This window comes from Streptomyces sp. SUK 48, assembly GCF_009650765.1.
Lineage (GTDB): Bacteria > Actinomycetota > Actinomycetes > Streptomycetales > Streptomycetaceae > Streptomyces.
The window spans coordinates 2,462,376-2,481,093 of sequence record NZ_CP045740.1; the positions used below are offsets into that span (position 1 = coordinate 2,462,376).

Annotated in this window: 9 protein-coding genes; 3 read left to right on the forward strand and 6 right to left on the reverse strand. The window is 70.2% G+C overall.

The genetic code is table 11. The features are described 5' to 3' along the window. Positions 1 to 49: 49 nt before the first annotated feature. The gene (locus tag GHR20_RS10235) at positions 50 to 958 is read left to right on the forward strand and encodes an aminoglycoside phosphotransferase family protein (protein WP_153813000.1); all 909 of its coding nucleotides are present in this window, start codon (positions 50 to 52) and stop codon (positions 956 to 958) included. Between the two features lie 45 nt (positions 959 to 1,003). Here the strand turns inward: GHR20_RS10235 and GHR20_RS10240 are convergent, their stop codons facing one another. Further along, positions 1,004 to 1,873: a LysR family transcriptional regulator gene (locus GHR20_RS10240; protein ID WP_153813001.1), complete on the reverse strand. Its 870-nt coding sequence runs from the start codon at positions 1,871 to 1,873 to the stop codon at positions 1,004 to 1,006. Positions 1,874 to 1,972: 99 nt separating this feature from the next. On the opposite strand from GHR20_RS10240, the gene GHR20_RS10245 reads away from it, so the two are divergent. Next, positions 1,973 to 2,716: an SDR family oxidoreductase gene (locus GHR20_RS10245; protein WP_111585647.1), complete on the forward strand. Its 744-nt coding sequence runs from the start codon at positions 1,973 to 1,975 to the stop codon at positions 2,714 to 2,716. Between the two features lie 111 nt (positions 2,717 to 2,827). On the opposite strand, the gene GHR20_RS10250 is transcribed toward GHR20_RS10245, so the two are convergent. From GHR20_RS10250 to GHR20_RS10270, 5 genes are all read right to left on the reverse strand, one after another. Then, positions 2,828 to 4,531 (reverse strand): proline--tRNA ligase, encoded by a 1,704-nt coding sequence (locus GHR20_RS10250; protein WP_153813002.1) that lies wholly within the window; start codon positions 4,529 to 4,531, stop codon positions 2,828 to 2,830. A 125-nt stretch (positions 4,532 to 4,656) separates the two neighbouring features. Beyond that, positions 4,657 to 5,187 carry a GNAT family N-acetyltransferase gene (locus GHR20_RS38310; RefSeq protein ID WP_153813003.1) on the reverse strand — a complete coding sequence of 177 codons (531 nt, stop codon included), beginning with the start codon at positions 5,185 to 5,187 and terminating at the stop codon, positions 4,657 to 4,659. A gap of 19 nt (positions 5,188 to 5,206) precedes the next feature. Continuing rightward, on the reverse strand, positions 5,207 to 6,055 hold the full coding sequence (locus GHR20_RS10260; RefSeq protein ID WP_161215156.1) for a GNAT family N-acetyltransferase: 849 nt from the start codon (positions 6,053 to 6,055) through the stop codon (positions 5,207 to 5,209). A gap of 185 nt (positions 6,056 to 6,240) precedes the next feature. Continuing rightward, positions 6,241 to 6,504 carry a hypothetical protein gene (locus GHR20_RS10265; protein WP_148024176.1) on the reverse strand — a complete coding sequence of 88 codons (264 nt, stop codon included), beginning with the start codon at positions 6,502 to 6,504 and terminating at the stop codon, positions 6,241 to 6,243. 17 nt (positions 6,505 to 6,521) lie between these two features. Continuing rightward, complete coding sequence (locus GHR20_RS10270; protein ID WP_153813004.1) at positions 6,522 to 13,400, reverse strand: HYD1 signature containing ADP-ribosyltransferase family protein; 6,879 nt, start codon at positions 13,398 to 13,400, stop codon at positions 6,522 to 6,524. Between the two features lie 420 nt (positions 13,401 to 13,820). Between GHR20_RS10270 and GHR20_RS38125 the strand changes: the two genes are divergently transcribed. After that, positions 13,821 to 18,713, forward strand: coding sequence for a LamG-like jellyroll fold domain-containing protein (locus GHR20_RS38125; RefSeq protein WP_275549642.1), 4,893 nt, complete (start codon positions 13,821 to 13,823; stop codon positions 18,711 to 18,713). Positions 18,714 to 18,718 lie beyond the last annotated feature (5 nt).

Sequence of the window (18,718 nt, forward strand, 5' to 3'; positions counted from 1 at the left end):
CGGCGGCCGGGGGACGGACGGGACCCACGAGGAAGGGAACGGCTCGCGCATGGCTTTCGAACCGCCGCGGCGCCTGGTGCGGGCGCTCGGGGAGACGGCACCGGCCGGGGACGACTGGCTGGCCCGGCTGCCCGAGCTGGCCGAACGGGCCGTTGTGCGGCGGGAGTTGACCGTCGAGCGGGTGCAGGTGCCCGGGGGCCGCAGCAGCCTGGTGGTGCTGGTCCGGCAGGCGGACGGCACCCCGGCCGTGCTGAAGCTGGCCCCGCCGAGGGCCCGGCCGGAGAGCGAGCGGGCGGCGCTGGCGCACTGGGGCGGGCGGGGTGCCGTACAGCTGCTGGCGTCGGACGCGGACGACGGCGCGGAGGGGGCGCTGCTGCTGGAGCGGCTGCACCCGGATGTCTCGGTGCGCTCGCTGCCCGAGGCGAAGGCGCTGCTGGAGGCGGCGGGCACGCTGCGGCGGCTGTGGGTGGAGCCGCCGGCGGACCACGTCTTCGAGACCGTCGCCGGGCGCACCGGGCGGCAGGCGGTGGCGATGCGGGCGGGCGCGGAGCGGGATGCCGAGATGGCGGCGCTGGTGGACGCGGCGCTGGCGGCGCGGGAGGACCTGCTGGTGGCGCCGCCGGAGGAGCGGTTGCTGCACGGCACGTTCCGGCAGAGCAAGGTGCTGGCCGGGGAGCGGCTGCCGTGGCTCGCGGTGGGTCCCGATCCGGTGGTCGGGGAGAACGCGTTCGACCTGGCGCGGCTGGTGCGGGACCGGGTGGAGGACCTGATCGCCTCGCCCGCGGGCGCGTCCATCACGCGGCGGCGGATCAAGCGGCTCGCGGAGTCGCTGGAGGTGGACCAGGAGCGGCTGCGGGGGTGGACGCTGTTCCGGGCGGTGGAGTCGGGGGTCCGCGCGGTACGGGTCGGCCGGCCGCGGGACGGGGAGCTGCTGCTGGAGTTCGCCGGGTGGCTCTGAGGGTCTTTCGTGTGGATCAGCCCGGCATGATCCACACGAGAGGCGCTAGGCGTCGCCGAGCACGGTGCGGGCGATGTCCTCCAGTGATCCGAGCAGCGGGTTCGGGTCGTCGGCGCGGGTGACGAGCAGGACCTCGCAGGGGTCGGTGTCGACGAGGGGTATCAGGGCGAGGTCCTCGCGTACCGCGGCGCGTCGATCACCGGCGGGAAAGATCGCGACGCAGTGGCCGGTGGCGACGAGTTCCAGCTTGTCCTCGAAGCTGTCGTCGCCCGCGGGCCGAGGCGGCGCCGGGTGGGCGCCGACCGGCTTGGGAGTGCTCCAGAGAACCGGGGTGCTGGCGCAGGCCACCAGTTCCTCGTCCGCCAGGGCCCCGGGGCTGATCGCCTTTTCGTCGGCCAGCGGGTGACTGGCCGAGGTGACGAGCACCCGCGGTTCCTGATGGAGGGTGGTCACCCGGAAGCCGTCCGTGGGGAAGGGCAGGGGTCCGTAGGCGATGAGGGCGTCGACGCGCCCCTCGGTGAGCGCGCGCGTGTCCCGCCAGTCGAGGTGGCGGGTGCGGACCTGGGCCTCAGGGTGGCGGCGGCGCAGTTCCTGCGTGCAGGCGGTGATGACCAGTCCCTCGGCGCGGCCGACGGTGACGGTACGAGGCTGCGCGGCGGCCCTGGCCGTGCGGGCGGCCCGCTCGGCCTCCTGGAGCAGGATCCGGGCCCGGGGCAGGAAGGCCCGACCGGCGTCGGTGAGGCTGCTGCCCTGCGGCGAGCGGTCGAGGAGCCGGACCCCGAGCTGGGCTTCCAGTCGCTGGATCTGGCGGCTCAGCGACGGCTGCGCCAGGTGCAGCCGGGTGGCGGCCCGGCCGAAGTTGCCGTGCTCCGCCACGACCGTGAAATAGCGCACGAGCCGCAGATCGACGTCCATCCGGCCAGCGTACGTCGCGCGCTGTCATGCGCCTGGCGCATGGCGGCATACGGAACGGGTCTTGGACACGGGGTGCCGGTCGCCATTTGGCTTGCGGGCATGACCACTTATGACGGCAAGAAGATCGTGATCACGGGCGGAAGCAGCGGTATCGGACTGGCCGCCGCCCGGTTGTTCGCGGACGGCGGGGCGCGCGTGCTGATCACCGGCCGCACCCGGTCCGCCCTGGACAGCGCGCTGGAGCGGCTGGGCGAGGGGGCGATCGCCGTCCGCAGCGACGCCGCGTCCCTGACGGAGATCGAGGCGCTGGCCGCCACGGTCCGGGAGCGGTTCGGCACGGTGGACGCGCTGTTCGTGAACGCCGGTGTCACCGCGTCCGCGCCGTTCGGCTCGACGACGGAGGACATGTTCGACGCGCTGTTCGACATCAACGCCAAGGGCCCGTACTTCACCGTGCAGGCGCTGGCGCCGCTGCTGCGCGAGGGGAGCGGGGTGGTCCTCACCACGTCGGTGGTGAACGTCCTGGGCCTCGACGCGCTCAGCGCCTACTCGGCGAGCAAGGCGGCGCTGCGGTCGATGACGCGCACGCTGGCCCGCGAGCTGCTGCCGCGCGGGGTGCGGGTCAATGCCGTGAGCCCCGGCCCGACCGACACGGGCGTCCTGGACCGCTCCGTCCCCGCCGATGTCGCCGAGACGGTGAAGGACGGCTACCGGAGCACCATCCCGATGCGGCGTCTTGGGACGCCCGAGGAAGTGGCCGCGGCCGTGGCGTACTTGGCGTTCGGCGCGACCTTCTCGACGGGCGCGGAGTTCCCTGTCGACGGCGGGGCCTCGCAGCTCTAGGCCGGGCCCCGGAGCCGCGTCGTCGCCCTCCCCCGGGCCTTTCCGGGACCGGGTGAACGCGACGACGCCCCCGGGAAGACCCGGGGGCGTCGGTCGTACGTCGGCCGGTGACTACGCGGTCAGGCGCGCGATCGCGTCCTCCACGGAGACTTCCTCGCGCTCGCCCGTCTTGCGGTCCTTCAGCTCCAGGATGCCCTCGGCCGAGCGGCGGCCCGCGACGAGGATCCGGGGGACGCCGATCAGTTCGGCGTCGGTGAACTTGACGCCCGGGGAGACACCGGCGCGGTCGTCGACCAGGACGCGGACGCCCGCGGCGGCCAGCTTGCCCGCGACGTCGAGGGCCAGCTCGGTCTGGAGGGCCTTGCCGGCGGCGACCACGTGCACGTCGGCCGGGGCGATCTCCTTGGGCCAGCACAGGCCCTGCTCGTCGGCGGTCTGCTCGGCGAGCGCGGCGACGGCGCGGGAGACGCCGATGCCGTAGGAGCCCATGGTGACGCGGACGGGCTTGCCGTTCTGGCCGAGGACGTCGAGCTTGAGGGCATCGGCGTACTTGCGGCCCAGCTGGAAGATGTGGCCGATCTCGATGGCGCGGTCCAGCTTCAGGCCGGTGCCGCACGCGGGGCAGGGGTCGCCCTCCTGGACCACGACGACGTCCACGTACTCGTCGACCTCGAAGTCACGGCCCGCGACGACGTTCTTGGCGTGCGTGTCCGCCTTGTTCGCGCCGGTGATCCAGGCCGTGCCGGGGGCGACGCGGGGGTCGGCGATGTACCTGACCTTCTCGCCCAGGCCCTGCGGGCCGACGTAGCCGCGCACCAGGTCGGGGCGGCCCGCGAAGTCCGCCTCGGTGACCATCTCGACGGCGGCGGGCGCGAAGTGCTCCTCGACCTTGCCGAGGTCCACCTCGCGGTCGCCGGGCACGCCCACGGCGACGATCTCGCCGTCCACCTTGACCAGCAGGTTCTTCAGCGTGTCGGACGCCTGGACGCCGAGCGAAGCGGCCAGCGTCTCGATGGTCGGGGTGGCGGGCGTGGGGATCTCCTCCAGCGCGGGCACGGCGGAGCCGTCGACGGGCTGGAGCGGGTAGCTGATCGCCTCGGTGTTCGCGGCGAAGTCGCAGTTCGGGCAGTCCGCGAAGGTGTCCTCGCCGGCCTCGGCGGGGGCCAGGAACTCCTCCGACTTCGAGCCGCCCATGGCACCGGCGGTGGCCGCGACGATGCGGTAGTCCAGGCCGAGGCGCGCGAAGATCCGCTGGTACGCCTCGCGGTGCCGGGCGTACGCCTCGGCGAGGCCCTCGTCCGCGGTGTCGAAGGAGTACGAGTCCTTCATCAGGAACTCGCGGCCGCGCAGGATGCCGGCGCGGGGGCGGGCCTCGTCACGGAACTTGCTCTGGATCTGGTAGAGGATCACCGGCAGGTCCTTGTAGGACGTGCACTGGTCCTTGACCAGCAGGGTGAAGATCTCCTCGTGCGTGGGGCCGAGGAGGTAGTCGCCGCCCTTGCGGTCCTTGAGCCGGAACAGCTCCTGGCCGTACTCGTCCCAGCGGCCGGTGGCGTCGTAGGGCTCGCGGGGCAGCAGAGCGGGGAGCAGCACCTCCTGGGCGCCGATGGCGTCCATCTCCTCGCGTACGACGCGCTCCACGTTGGCGAGGACCCTCTTGCCCAGGGGCAGCCAGGACCAGATGCCGGCGGCGGTGCGGCGGACGTAGCCGGCGCGGACGAGGAGCTTGTGGCTGAGGACCTCGGCGTCCGCCGGGTCGTCGCGCAGCGTCTTCACCATCAACTGGGACATGCGCTGGACCTGTGCGTTGGCCATGGTTCTCGTACTCCTACAGATGGGGGCGCCCCCGATCGAGCGCAGCCGAGAGTGGGGGACGGTGCTGGCATAGGAGGTTAACCGGGCTTGCCGGGCGGGCGGAAATCGGTTATCGCGTGAGCGCCCTATCGCCTGCGCAGCGGCAGCGGGGCGCCCATGACGGCGTAGGGGAGCTGCGCACTCGGGAAGTTCACGCGGCGGGCCAGGTCGGTGTAGCCGAGGGAGTGGTAGAGGCCCCGGGCGGGGCTGTCGATGTCGATCGCGGAGAGGATCGAGCGGGGTTCGGTGGCCGTGTCGGTGATCCGGGTGATCAGCCGGCGGCCGATGCCCCGGTTCTGGTGGTCCGGGTGGACGTGCAGCTCGGTGATCACGAAGGAGTCGTCCAGCCAGGCGTCGTTGCCGGCCGCGCGCAGGTACGGCTCGACGACCGTCGACCACCAGTGGGTGCGGGAGTTGGGCATGCCGTAGACGAAGCCGACGAGGAGTCCCCCGGCGCTCGCGCCGAGGGCCCGCGCGCCCGGGAACTGCATGTGACGCTGGACGATCTGACGCCGTACGGCGACTTCCTCCGGGCCGAGGCCGAACGCCACCGCTTGGACCGCCAGGGCCTCGTCCACGCGGGCCGACAGGTCCAGGGGGCCGATCGCTAGATCCATGCCGGGAGGGTATCCGGCTTCAGAAGAGCACACTCATGAAGGCGCCGATCTCCTGGAAGCCGACCCTGCGGTAGGTGCGGCGCGCGGCGGTGTTGAAGTCGTTGACGTACAGGCTGACCACGGGGGCCACGTCGGCCAGGGCGTAGCGCAGGACGGCCGCCATGGCCGGGGCGGCGAGGCCCTTGCCCCGCTGCTCGGGGGCCACCCACACGCCCTGGATCTGGCACGCCTGGGAGGTCGCCGCGCCGATCTCCGCCTTGAAGACGACCTTGCCGTCCTTGTCCAGGCGGGCGAAGGACCGCCCGGAGCCGACGAGTTCGGCGACCCGGGCCTGATAGAGCAGCCCGCCGTCGCCCCCCAGCGGCGACACCCCGACCTCCTCGGTGAACATCGCCACGCACGCCGGCATGATCGTCTCCATCTCGTCCTTGCGGACGCGGCGGACGTACGGGTCCGGGGCGATGTCGTCGGGCATCCGGTCGGTGACCATCAGGGGCTGCTGGGACCTGACCTCGCGGGCGGGGCCCCAGTGGGGTTCCAGCAGCCGCCACAGCGCGGAGGTGGCGTCGGCGGGGCCGACGATGGAGGAGCAGCGCCGCCCGGCCCGCCGGGCCCGGTCGGCGAAGCCGCGTACGGCGCGTTCGGTGGCGCAGATCGGGACCAGGTTGGCGCCCGCGTAGCACAGCGACGTGAGCATGCCGTCCTCGTACCAGCCCCACATCTCGCCGCCGAGGCGCCAGGGGTCGAGCCCCGCGATCTGGACGCGCGCGGTCACGAAGGCGTTCGCGACCGGCTCGCGGTCCAGGACGGCGAGCGCGGCATCGAGGTCGCTCGGATCGAGCACCCGTGAGGTGGTCTGGGTCAACAAGTGCGGGGGCCTCACCCTGGGGTTTGCGCTGGTCTTGGCACTATAGCCGCGCGCTCCCGGCGACGCGTCGAACAGTCCGGGATCGGCGGGGGCCGGGGATCGACGGCACGTTTCGCGGGCCGAACCCACGCCGCATCCGCTTTCATGACCTCCGGCACTCAGCGACCCCGCTCAGCCCCATGTGATTAGGTGAGATCGCCATCAGAATATCTAAATACATCCTCTGCGATGGCCTCCAACGCCTCCTCGCCGACCAGCGCCTCCAGTTCATCACCCAGAAGCTCACGAACACGCGCCAACCTGGCTGGCACCTCACGCGCCGCAAGGTATTCGATGAAAATTACAGGGTCAGCACCGGATCCAATTCGAGAAATGATCCGATCGAAGGAGATCACATACTCTTCGAGATCTCGAAAGATACTCACGGCATCTTCCAGGGAGAGCTTCAACCCTTCTCCTCTAGAATTCATCTGCGAACCTGAATATTCGATACTTCCAGATCACCGTCGGCTACCCATTCCGTAATCCCGAACTTTGCATTATATCGACTAGCGATACGGTCCGCCGGCGCGTCAAACTCTAGGACATTATTGCCCCGGCCACGACCTATCCCGAGCGTACTCTCAGCGTCACGAGGGCTCATCAGTTTCCCCTTGGCCGGGACCATGAAGACCTTGTTCTGATCACTCGCCTTGATGACCCCACTTTCAAGGATTCCGTTCTTGCCTCGAGAGTTCGTGTAATGCCGCATCCTTACAGTGGGGGCCGCATCATCCCCGGAAACGGCCGGACAGTTGTGAACCAGGACCGGCGTAGCCCCCGCCAGCACATAGTACGTATGCAGGCCGGCGATGGTGAGGTCGTAGGTGACCGCGGTGCTGTGGTAGTTGCGGACATTGGTGACGGTGGCGTAGGTGCCGTCGGGTTGGCGGAGATGGGTTCCCCGGGTGAGGTGGGAGGCTTCGACCCACTGGCCTGTGGTGGCGTTCCAGAAGGGGTGGTGCCAGGTGGTGGTGAGGGTCGCGCTGTGTGTCCCGGTCTGGTTCTTGCCGGGCTTGGTGGGCCGGATCGTGAGGTTGGTGAAGTCGCGGTCGGTCGTGGTCTTGATGACGCGTTCGACCGTGTGGACCGCGGTTGTTCCAGTTTGAGGGTCGGTGGCTTCGACCTTGTCTCCGGGCTTGATGTCCTTGATGGGCTCGCTGTGGCCGTCGGCTCTCAGGACGGGGGTGGTGCCGATGAAGCTGTGGGGAACCCCCGCCTCGTCCTCCTCACACGCCTCCCCCACTCTCTCGGCGACGGACGCCCCGTCGTCCTCAGCCGCTTCCAGCGCCGCTACTTCGAGTTCGTCCTCACCACCGGTGGCGACGAACCCGAGGACGAGTGTTCCTGCCTTGACACATCCGCTGAGAGTGGGGTTCGTGGCGCAGCCGACTACGTCCTTCGCGCCCGAGTAGTCGTAGGCGAGGTTGGCGGCCTTCTTGAGATAGGAAGTCCAACTGATGCCGGACGACTTCTTCTTGGGCTTCGGCTGGGGGTGCGTTGCCTGGTAGTAGTAGGCGTCCCAGTCCCGGTTGTAGTCGCTGAGATAGTTCTGGTACTTCTGCGTGGATTTGCCGTGGCTGTCGGTGTAGCCCTCGTCGTGCATCCAGTCCTGGAGCACATGCGCGTTGCCGAACGACCCGAACTGCGGGTCGACGAGCATCTGGCCGGTGGGGTCGGAATTGGTGACGGAGTCGTTGCCGGAGTAGTCGTAGCCGCCGAGCTGGGCGGGGGACGTGGTCTCCAGGACGGGGTCGGCGGAGATGAAGCGGCCGGTGGTGGGGTCGTACTCGCGGGCGCCGAGGTTCTCCAGGCCGGTCGACGTGTCGGGGGTGCCGCCGATGTAACCGTCGTCGCCGGGCCAGTTCGAGGGCGGAGTGCCGCGGTCCTGGCCGAAGGGCAGGTAGGCGCGGCGGGTGACCGCGTAGGTCAGGTGGTCGACGGCGAGGGTGTCGGTGCCCTGCCGGTCCGGGATGAGGTACTGGATGTCGCCGTTGCTGGAGTGCTCGGCGACGGTGGTGCCGCCCAGGGTGATGTAGCGGGTGCCGCTGATGGCCTGGGTGGAGGTGTTCTCGACGATCTGGTCGCCGTCGACGAAGAGGGTGGCCTGTCCGGGGTCGGTGCGCAGGACGAGGTTGCCGTCGGTGTCGTAGAGGTAGCTGGTGGTGCCGCCGGTGGCGGTGTCGGAGACGGACGCGAGGTCGCCCTGGTCGTCCCAGGTCATGGTCTGGGTGCCGGCCTGGCTGGTGACGGTGGCCTCGTTGCCCGAGTCGTCGTAGGTCAGGCTCTCCGTCCGTGCCGTCGCCCCGGGCCCGGTCGCGGTCGTCTTGGTCAGCGTGTGCGGCTGGTCGGAGTCCGAGCCCTGGGCCGGGTAGTCGTACGTGGTGGTCGTGTCGTCGGCGGTGTTGCCCGCGGTGTCGTGGTCGGTCTGGGTCTTGCGGTCGCCGGCCGCGTCGTAGGTCCAGGACTGCCAGTAGGGCTGGGGGCCGCCGACGGTGGAGGTGTCACCCGTGCTCGGGGTCTTGGCGCACTGGTCGGTGGCGGTCCATGCCTGGCTGAGGCGGGTGGCGTAGTCGTACGTGTAGCACTGGGTGTCGGTGGACGCGCCGCCGTTCTGCTTGTCCGTGGCGGAGGTGACCAGTCCGGCGCCGGCCGAGACACCGCCGGTGGCGGGATCGCTGCTGCCGTAGGAGTAGCCGGTGTCGTCGATCACCGTCGACGAGGCGAGGTCGGTCGTCTTGGTGTCGGTGAGCCGCTGGGTCTGCTGGTCGTAACCCAGGGTCGCGTAGACGGAGTTGGCGCCGCCGCCCATCGTGTACTGAAGCGGTTTGCCGAGTTCGTCGTAGCCGACCGCTTGTACGTAGGTCCAGTTGTTGCCCGTGCCGTAGGCGCCCGCGGCGCTGGTCGGCTCGCCGTACTTGTCGTAGCCGTAGGTGACGTTCTCACCGGCCAGGGAGCCGATGGCGGGGTAGCTCCGGGAGGATTCCAGGCCCGCGACGGCGGTGTAGCCGGTGGTGGTGACGTATCCGCCGGAGGGTTCCAGGGCCGCTTCGTTCGCGGGCAGGTTGGCGAGGGTCTCGCGCTGGGTGCCGGGCAGGCCCAGGGTGTTGTAACTGAGGACGGTGTCGGTGACCGCGGGGCTGGTGGTGCCCTTCTGGTACGACGTGGACGCCGTCGGCAGGCCCTTCTTCAGGGTGTCGTACGTCCACGCGGCGGTCTGGTTGCCCGCGGCGGGCGTAGCGCCGCCGGTGGTGTCGTAGGTGGCCTTCTTCCGGCCGTCGAGGTCGTACTGATAGGTGATCTGCTTGCCGCGGGCGTCGGTCACCGTGAGCAGCTGGCCGGCGTTGTCGTAGGTGGAGTCGGTGGTGCCGGTGTCCGGGTCGGCGGCCTTGACCTGGTTGCCGAGCAGGTCGTAGGTCCAGGACCAGGCGTTGCCCGCCGCGTCCTTCTCCTCGGTCCGGTTGCCGCTCGGGTCGTAGTGGTAGGTCGTGTCGGAGTAGTCGGACGTGTCGGTGTCCGTCGGGTCCGGGGTGACGCCCGTGTGGTACTGGCGCAGGTCACTGGTGTTGCCGCGAGCGTCGGTGAACACGGACTGGGCGGTGGCGCCCTTGGGCGGAACGGTCGTCGTGACGTCGCCGCCGTAGCCGGTGGTCGTGCGCCAGGTCTCGGTGCCCAGCTTGTAGGAGACCGCCGCGGTCGGCCGCCCCGCGCCGTCGTAGAGGTAGCCGGTCTCGGACGGTACGTCACCGTCCTGGGCCAGGACCGGCGTCGGGGAGAGCGTGAGCTTCGCGTAGTAGGGATCGGTCACCTTGGCCTTGAGGCCGTCGGTGTTGTAGACGGTGTCGGTGACGTCGACCCCGCCGTCCATCGTCGCCGACTGCGTCTCGAACTCCCGCAGCATCGCGTCGTAGATCGTTTCGCTGCTGCGGTACGACTGGTCGTCGTCGAGGGTCTGCGTCGTCACCACGGAGGGTGCGCTGTTCGAGATCGCGTAGCTGTACTTGTCGTAGGCGGACGTGATGCCCGGCTTGAAGTCGGCGGTGGTGCGGCCGAGGGCGTCGTACTGGTGCTTGGTGACGTAGCCGGCCGGGTCGGTGGTCTGGAGGGTCAGGCCGCGGGCCGGGTCGAAGCCGGTCGTGGTGGCCAGGCTCATCGGGTCGATCGTCTTGACCTGGGTGGGTTCGGCGCCCGTGGCCGGGGTGTACGCGGTGGTGGTCGTGCGGTTGTCCGCGTCGGTCGTGCTCAGCGGCCGGCCGTACGCGTCGACCTTCGTGACCGTCGACATGGTGGTGTAGGTGGGCGTGCTGCCGGTGTACGAGGACGCGTTCTGCGTCATCGTGACGTCGCCCGCCGACGGCGCCGCACCGAGGGTGGTGGAGCCGTCGTAGAAGGTGCGGGTGTCGGAGACCACGTCGTCGGGGACGGTGGGCGTCTTGTCGCAGTCGACCGAGACGGTGACGTTCTCGTCCGGCTTGTCGAAGATCCAGGCGCCGGTGTTGTCGTCGTAGGTGACGGTGGCGCACTGGTCGTCGTCGGCGGTGGAGACGTCGCCGAGGTCGTCGGTCTTGGTGATGCGGCCCCGGTCGTCGTGCGTGTAGTCGGTCTCGGTCTCACGGGTGGAGCCGCCGGCGAGCGGGGTGTAGACCCGTTCCTTGCTCTGGCCGGTGAGGAACGCCTGGCTGTCGGGGAGACCGCCGCCGAGCTTCTGGGTGGCCCGCGCGGCGGAGGTCCACGGGTCGGTGACGGTGTCGCCGACGACCTTGCCGCTGCCGCTTCCGTCGTACTGGACGGTCTCGTACGGCATGCCCGCGTACTGGTTCAGGTCCTTGACCGCGGGATCGCCCCGGCTGTCGGTGGCCGTGGCCGAGCGGGTGCCGCCGCTGGGCAGGGTGTCGCCGTCCATGCCGCGGAAGTAGGTGTAGTCGGTCTCCGTGACCGGGTCGGGCGCCGTTCCGACGGTCACCTTCATGCCGGCGAAGCCGCGGAACTGGTTCCAGGTGCGCTGCTTGTCCGGGGTGAGCACGTTGTCGTCGTAGTGCCAGGCGGGCGTCCCGACCGGGGTGTAGTGCGTGGCGATGGTGTCGTTGACGCCGAGCGGTTTGCCGTCGGCGCCCTTGAGGGTGGGGTCCTCCTGGGTGACACCCGTGACGATGTACTTGTTGAAGTAGTCCTTGACGGGGGCGGTCTGCCCGGTGGGGACCCAGTAGGCCGGATAGCACAGCTTCGCGTTGGTGCTGTCGTCGCCGGGCGTGGCCGTGCCGCAGGCCGCCGAGGAGTAGGCGACGTCGATCTTCTCGCCGGTCTCGGTGACGACGGTGTTCAGCCGCTGCCGGGTGATGGGCGGGTAGCCGTCGGTGACGTCGACACGGTTGGACAGCGGCGTGCCGGTGAGGGTGAGGGGCGGCATGCTCACCGGTGCGGTCGGCCCTGTGCCGCCGGTGTCCTGGCCGGTGCGGGTGATCGACGACAGCCACAGCGCGGGGGTGGTCGCGTCCCCGGTCGCGGGGAAGGTGTGCGTCAGGGCGAAGGAGTCGACGTTCGTCTCCGTGGTCCCCACGAGCACCTGGGTCTGGATGCCGGTCAGTTCCTCCTCCGACCAGAAGGTCGGCGAGGTGATGGAGCAGGTGGCGTTCTGCGCGCAGTAGAGGTCGTAGGGGACGTCCGGCCAGTTGCTCGCCGTCGAGCTGGAGAGGGTGGAGGTGTCGCAACCCGTGGTGGAGGTGTTGCAGCGCCCCTTCACCGTGAACAGCACCTGGGCGGCGGGCGAGGTGGAGTAGACCGAGCCGTCCCGCTGACCGTAAGTGATCTTGGTCAGGTATCCGTCGCGGGTGTAGGGGGTGTCGGCCTTGGTCCCCTTGTTCCGCGCGTAGTAGGCCGTGTCCTTGGCGTACCAGTAGGACAGGGCGTCCTTGTGGGTGTCGACGACGTAGTCGAGGTTCCACCGGTACGCCTGCTGGCACCAGGAGTTGGCGAAGGTGGCGTTGTAGCAGGGCTGGCCCGAGGCCGTGGCGTAGACCGGCTCGGTCCATACGGAGCCGGTGGCGGTGTTCCCGGAGGCGTAGCCGGGCAGCTGGGCGAGCCCGAAGTAGTACTGCGTGCCGTCATCGGTGGTGACGACCCAGTACTCGCCGTCGTTGTCGCCGTTGGGCGCGCCGGTCTTCAGCTGGACGCGTTCACCGGCGTCGTTCTGCGGATGCCAGTCACCGGTCGCGTCGTCCTTGACGAGCGGGGAGGCCGAGCCGCCCAGGGACATGGTGAGCGTGTTCTTGTCCGACCAGCAGTTGTCGTCGGTCTTCGTCGTGCCGGCGGGGTTCTGGTCGCAGGACTGGTAAGAGCGTTCGATGAAGCCCGGGCTGTAGTCGAAGCCGTCGCCGATCACCGACGCCTGGTTGTTGGTCGAGGAGGTCAGGCCGTCCTGGGACTGCGAGTTGTAGCCGAGGGAGACGGTCGGCTTCAGGCCGCCGGGGACGTTCGGCACGGAGACCGGGTAGGCCCAGGTGAAGGCGTCCGAACTGCCACCCGCCTGCCACTGGCTGGACGGGTTGAGGGAGGTCGCCGAGAAGTCGCCGCCGCCACCGGCGGGGGTCGAGACCGCGGCGATCAGGGTGGTCGCCTGCCCTGCCAGGGCGTTGGGCTTGGCAGCGGTGCCCTTCGCCGCGGCGGCTCCGTCAACTGCCTTCGCGGGTACGGCGGTTGTGGCCGCCAGGGTGACATCACCGGTGAGCTTGTGCGCCTTGGCGTCGTCGCTGGACGCGACCGGGGTCTGCGTGCGGCAGGCCGCCTTCGCGGGCGTGGTCAGCGCGCAGGCGGGAAGCGAGACGAGGCGGAGGCGGGAGGCCCAGTCGCCGCCGAAGGCGTCGGCGAACGCGCTGGTGTCCAAGGTCAGTCCGGCATCGGCCTTCCGCGTGGCGTCCTTGGTCCGGCTCAGGCCGAGGACGACGCCGTCGACCCCGGCGGCCTTCGCCGCAGCCCGTGACTCGACCCGGACATCGACACTCGCCGGAGCCTGCTGTCCGGCCGTGGCGTTCTTCATCCGGGTGCGGTGGGTCGCGGGTCCCAGCCAGACGGGGAGCGAGCCCGCGCGCACGGGCGCCGACCGGTCCGAAGCGGCCGTGGCGGAGCCGGTGGGCCAGGAGACCTTTCCGGGGTGGAAGGCCGGCATCTTCTTCGGCCGCGGGTAGTGCGAGCGCAGCCGCTCGACCGGCACGGGCTTGGTCTGCTGCGGGGTCGGCCGCCTGCCCGCGGCCGCGACCGCGGGCAGCGCGCCGGCCTGCACCAGTCCGGCGCACAGGGCGAGGACGGTCACGAGGGCGGCGGCCCAGGTGTACGGCGAAACACGTCTGGACCATCCGGTGAAGAGCCGGCCGGCTCTGCCACGTCTGTGCCTACGCCCACCCGGTATCACGGTGCCCCGCCCTCACTTCGCCGATCATGAACCGGAACAGTAAGTATCAGTTGATGCTGTGCACTCAACGTTCACAACTAAGGAGTGACCAACTATTTGCCTGCACATGGCATGCACATTTTGGTCACAACAAGGCTGAACCGTCTCCTCTCGTCAACTTCCCCCACTGGTTTGCAGGTTCGTGTGCTTTAGCGTCGACGCGGCCCGGTGATCTCCGGGCCGTGACCCACAGGAGATGCCGTGACGCACTGGCACGCAGGCCGCCTCAGACATGAGAGATCCCGGCCGACAGCCCTCTCGAAAGCCGCCGTTGTGGGCACCGTGCTCGCAGCGGCCCTCGCCTTCCCCGCGGCGCCCGCGATCGCCGCCGTACCGTCGGACGTCTCCGGGGGCACGGCGAACTACTCGTCCGGCCAGCCCGCCCCGGTCACGAATCAGCTGCCGTCCTCCCCCGACACCCCGGTCATGTCCGACGGTTACGGCCCGACGGGCGATGAGCAGCAGGCCATGCAGGCCGCGGCCGAGCAGGCGCGGTCATCCGGGAAGCCGGTCGTGGTGAACGCGCTGACCACGCCCGTGCAGCAGGTCACCGCCCAGCCGGCCGGAGGCTTCGCGCTCACCGCCACCCCCGGCCCCGTCCGGACCCGGCGGAACAGCCACTGGGTCGCGGTGAACACCGGTCTGCGCAGGACGCCTTCGGGCTCCTGGAGTCCGAAGGCGACCGCGTACGGCAGCGTGTCCTTCTCCGGCGGCGGCAGCACCACCCTGGTCACCAGCCGATACGACGGCGTCACCATGACCGTCAAGTGGCCCGCGCCGCTTCCGGCCCCGGTGGTCGACGGCACGACGGCCACGTACCGTTCGGTCTTCCCCTCCGTCGACCTGGTGCTCACCGCCACGGCGAGCGGCGGCTTCGCCGACACCCTGGTCGTCAAGTCCGTTGCTGCCGCGAAGAATTCGGCTGTGCGCGACCTCGAACTCGCGACCTCGGTGAGCGGTGGCAAGCTCGCGGTCACCGGCGGCGAGGGGCTTACGGTGCGTGACCGCCGCGGCCGGGAGCTCATGACGGCCGCCACCCCGCAGATGTGGGACTCCAACACCAAGCTCCCGGCGTCCCGGAAAGCAGGCTCGGCGAAGGTCGCGGCCGACCCCTCCGACACCGCCCACCCGGGCCTGGCGGCACGCGTCGCGCCCGTCCGCGCGAGCGCCACCTCGTCCCGCCTCGCGCTCAGGCCGGACACCCGTCTGCTCTCGGCGCGTTCGACCGTCTACCCGGTCTACATCGACCCTTCGTTCAACTGGCACCCCTACGATCCGGCGGCTCCCGCGTACGACGAGGTCAAGCAGGGCTGCCCGAACAGCAAGTTCTACAACGACTCGGGCTCCGACGCGGACGGCGGACGCCTCGGCGTCGGCTACAACGCCTGGCCCGAAGGCACCTGCGGCAAGGGCAGCGAGCACGCCGTCTACCAGTGGAAGCTGTCCTCGACCATCTTCGGGGCCACGATCTACAGTGCCACCGTCGAGGCGACCGAGGTCTACTCCGCCTCCTGCTCGGGTGACTACACCGTCAACCTGCACGCCTCCGGCGGCCTGGGCTCGGGCACGGACTGGAACAACCGCCCCAAGTACAGCGGCAACTCCACCTCCGCCTCGTTCGGGCGCGCCTGGAACCCCGATCTGTGCCCGTCGCAGGGCAGTGTGTCGAAGGGCATCAGCGCGCTCACCCCGATCAGGAACGCCGCGTCCGGGCACGCGACATCGTTCACCGCGACGCTGGCCGAGGACAGCGCCGAGAGCAGCCACCTCAGCGGCGGCTTCTCCCGCTTCTCGCACGACCCGGCCCTGCAGATCGAGTACGACACCACGCCCGCCGTACCCAGCGCCTCCGGCATGTCCGCCGCGTCCGGGTCCAACATCGCCGCCTGCGACACCACCGCGCCGTACCCGTTCATGGGCAAGACGCTGGCGAGCACTCCGCCGGTGCTGCGCGCGAAGGTGTCCGACAAGGACGGCGACAAGCTCCAGGCCACCTTCCAGTACTGGGTGGACGGGTCGGGCACCAAGGCCACCGGCCAAAGCGGCGACGACCTCTCCAGCGGCTCCACCGCCTCGTTCGGTCTTCCCGCGTCCTTCGTCAAGTCACTGACCGACGGCACCACCGTCGACTGGCAGGCCGACGTCACGGACGGCAAGGCGTCGACCACCTTCACCCAGTCCCCCACCTGTCACTTCACCGCCGAACCGACCGCGCCGGACGCCCCCACCGTGGCCTCCGCGGACGGCAAGTACCCGGACACGGACAACGGCGGCGGCGCCGTGTCCGCCGCCGGAACAGCGGGCACCTTCACCCTGACCGGCAGCGGGGGCAGCACCCCCACCGAGTTCGTCTACTCCCTCGACGTGCCGCCGGCCACCAGCAACCCGCCGGCCGCCGAGGTCAGGAAGATCACCTCCGGCACCTCCGCCACGGTGACGGTCGCTCCTCCCTCCCCCGGCCCCCACACGCTGTGGGTCTACGCGGCCGACGCCGCGGGCGACGACTCCGGTACGACGGGCTACTCGTTCCTGGCCACCGGCGACAAGGGCGACTACCCGCACGCCAACTGCACCAGCCTGGCCGACTGCTACGACAATGTCGGCATCAGCTCCGACTCCGCCCCCGCCCAGGGCAACCTCGACGGCGACGGCAACAGCTTCTCGGCCACCGATCTGACCAACGCCGGCTGGGCCAGCGGCGGGAAGGTCACCGTCGACGGCGCCACCTTCCAGCTGCCGTCCTACGGCGCCGGCAAGCCCGACAACATCCTCGCCGCGAACCAGACCATCCCGTTCAGCGCCTCCGGCAACGCCCTGGAGTTCCTGGCCGCCTCCGGCTACACCAGCATCGCCACCCCCGGTGCCATCAACGGGCAGCAGACCGCGCCCTACACGCCCGCGGGCATGCGGGTCAGCGGTACGTACTGCTTCGACGGCACCGACCCGCAGGGACCCTGCCCGGCCGAGGGCACCGTCACGTACACGGACGGCTCCACCAAGGCGTACTACCTGACCGTGCCCGACTGGACGAATGCCGACACCAGCATCGCCGCGGTCACCCTGCCCCATGTGAACACCGCCACCACCACCAAGACCGGTGCCCGCAACCTCTACGCCTTCTCGGTCCCCCTCGATCCCTCGAAGACCGTGGCCTCGGTGACCCTGCCGGACGTGAGCGAGCAGGCCGGCGACCACACCCAGACCCTGCACGTCTTCTCCATGGCCACCCGCGAGACCACCCACACCACCCCGGAGGCCAACGGCACCGCGGCGAAGACTCCCTCCGGCCAGTCCTGGACCGGCGCCTGGGCCGACCCCACCGAGGGCCAGTACAACTTCCAGGGCGGCGACTTCTCCAACCAGACCTTCCGCATCGCCCTGAAGCCCTCGCTGTCCGGCGGCACCCTGCGGGTCAAGCTGGACAACGCGCTCGGCACCGGCAAACTCTCCATCGGCCACGCCACCGTCGCCACCGACTCCGGATCGGGCACGCCTTCCCCGCTGCCCACCGGCACCCCCACCACGCTGAAGTTCGGCGGCAGCCAGAGCGTGACCGTCCCCGCGGGCGGATCCGTCTACAGCGACCCGCTCACCTTCCCCGTCACCGCGGGCCAGTACCTGCTGGTCTCCTACCAGCTCAGCAATGACGTCCCGTACCTCGTCCAGCACTCCTTCGCCAACAACGCCTACGAGTACCTGACGGCCACCGGGGCCGGGGACAAGACCACCGACACCACCGGCACTCCCTTCGCGCAGCAATGGCAGGGCTGGTACACGGACCTGGTCACCAACCTCGACATCACCTCGTCCGGCACGCCCACCCAGGCCGTCCTCGGTGACGGTCTCGTCGACGCGTTCCAGCCGAACACCCACCCCGTCACCAACGGCAGCCGCGTCTCCGACGCACTGGCCGCCGCCGAGCCCACCACTCCGGGCCCCTACGGCACCATCGCCGAAGGCATCGAGTCCAACAGCCTCATGACCGACAACCCCCAGACCTACCAGGGCAAGGCCATCGGCGGCCCGTCGGTCCTCTCCCGTATCGACCGCGACATCCTCGATCAGCCCGGCGTCGACAACGTCATCGTCACCGAGGGCCTCGAAGACCTCCTCGCGGGCACCGGCAGCGACGACCTGGAGGCCAACGGGTACACCGCCCTCATCCAGCAGCTCCAGGGCTGGGGCATCACCTCCACCCTCGCCTCCCTCGCGCCCTGCGCGGGCTACAGCGGAGACGGCGCCACCCCCGACGATCCCTGCACGACCGACGTCGACACCGGCCGCCAGGACGTCAACGCCTGGCTCGACAGCCAGTACAACCCGTGGGACCCCAGCATCCCCCTCGTCTACTACGCCGACTTCGACGGCGCCGTAGCGGTGACGGATGCGACCACGGGCGAGGAGAAGCTCAGCGCGAAGGCCGACACCGGTGACCACGTCAACCTGACCAACGCCGGATACGCGGCCGAGGTGACCTCGATCCTCTCCCCGCACGACACCTGGGCCCTCGACGACGGCCCCGACTCCGTCCAGGCCGCCGACACCGCCCGCACCGACACCCCGTCCACCGTCGACGACTCCAGCGCGGGCAGCAGCCCCCTCACCCTGAACGGCACCACCACCTGGACCGACGACCCGACCCGGGGCGAAGCCCTCACCCTTGACGGCACCACGGCCGACGCCACCGCCGCGGGCCAGGTCCTCGACACCACCGGCAGCTACTCCGTCTCCGCGTGGGTGAAGCTCTCCTCGCTGCCCACCCACAACGCGACCGTCGCCTCGCAGCCGGGCAGCCAGAACAGCCCCTTCTACCTCAAGTACGACACCGCCCACACGGGCACGCCCGGCTGGTCCCTGCACTTCACGCAGACCGACACCGCCGGCCCGACCAACAAGATCGCCTACGTCTCAGGAGCGACCGCGGGCGCCTGGACCCACCTGGTGGGCACCTTCGACGCCACCACGGACACCGGCCGCCTGTACGTCAACGGCAGCCTCGCCGCGACCGTCACGGGCATCACGCCGTGGGCCTCGACCGGGCCGTTCACCGTCGGCAGCGCCAAGTACAACGGCGCCACCTCCGACTACCTCCCCGGCACGCTCAGCGACGTCCAAGCCTGGAACTACACCCTCGACGCCGACCAGGTGACGGCCCTCTACGACCAGATCCCCTGATCGAA

Coding starts and splice junctions, on each gene's coding strand:
- GHR20_RS10235 (WP_153813000.1), top strand. CDS start 50: ATGGCTTTCGAACCGCCGCGGCGCCTGGTGCGGGCGCTCGGGGAGACG.
- GHR20_RS10240 (WP_153813001.1), bottom strand. CDS start 1,873: ATGGACGTCGATCTGCGGCTCGTGCGCTATTTCACGGTCGTGGCGGAG.
- GHR20_RS10245 (WP_111585647.1), top strand. CDS start 1,973: ATGACCACTTATGACGGCAAGAAGATCGTGATCACGGGCGGAAGCAGC.
- GHR20_RS10250 (WP_153813002.1), bottom strand. CDS start 4,531: ATGGCCAACGCACAGGTCCAGCGCATGTCCCAGTTGATGGTGAAGACG.
- GHR20_RS38310 (WP_153813003.1), bottom strand. CDS start 5,187: ATGGATCTAGCGATCGGCCCCCTGGACCTGTCGGCCCGCGTGGACGAG.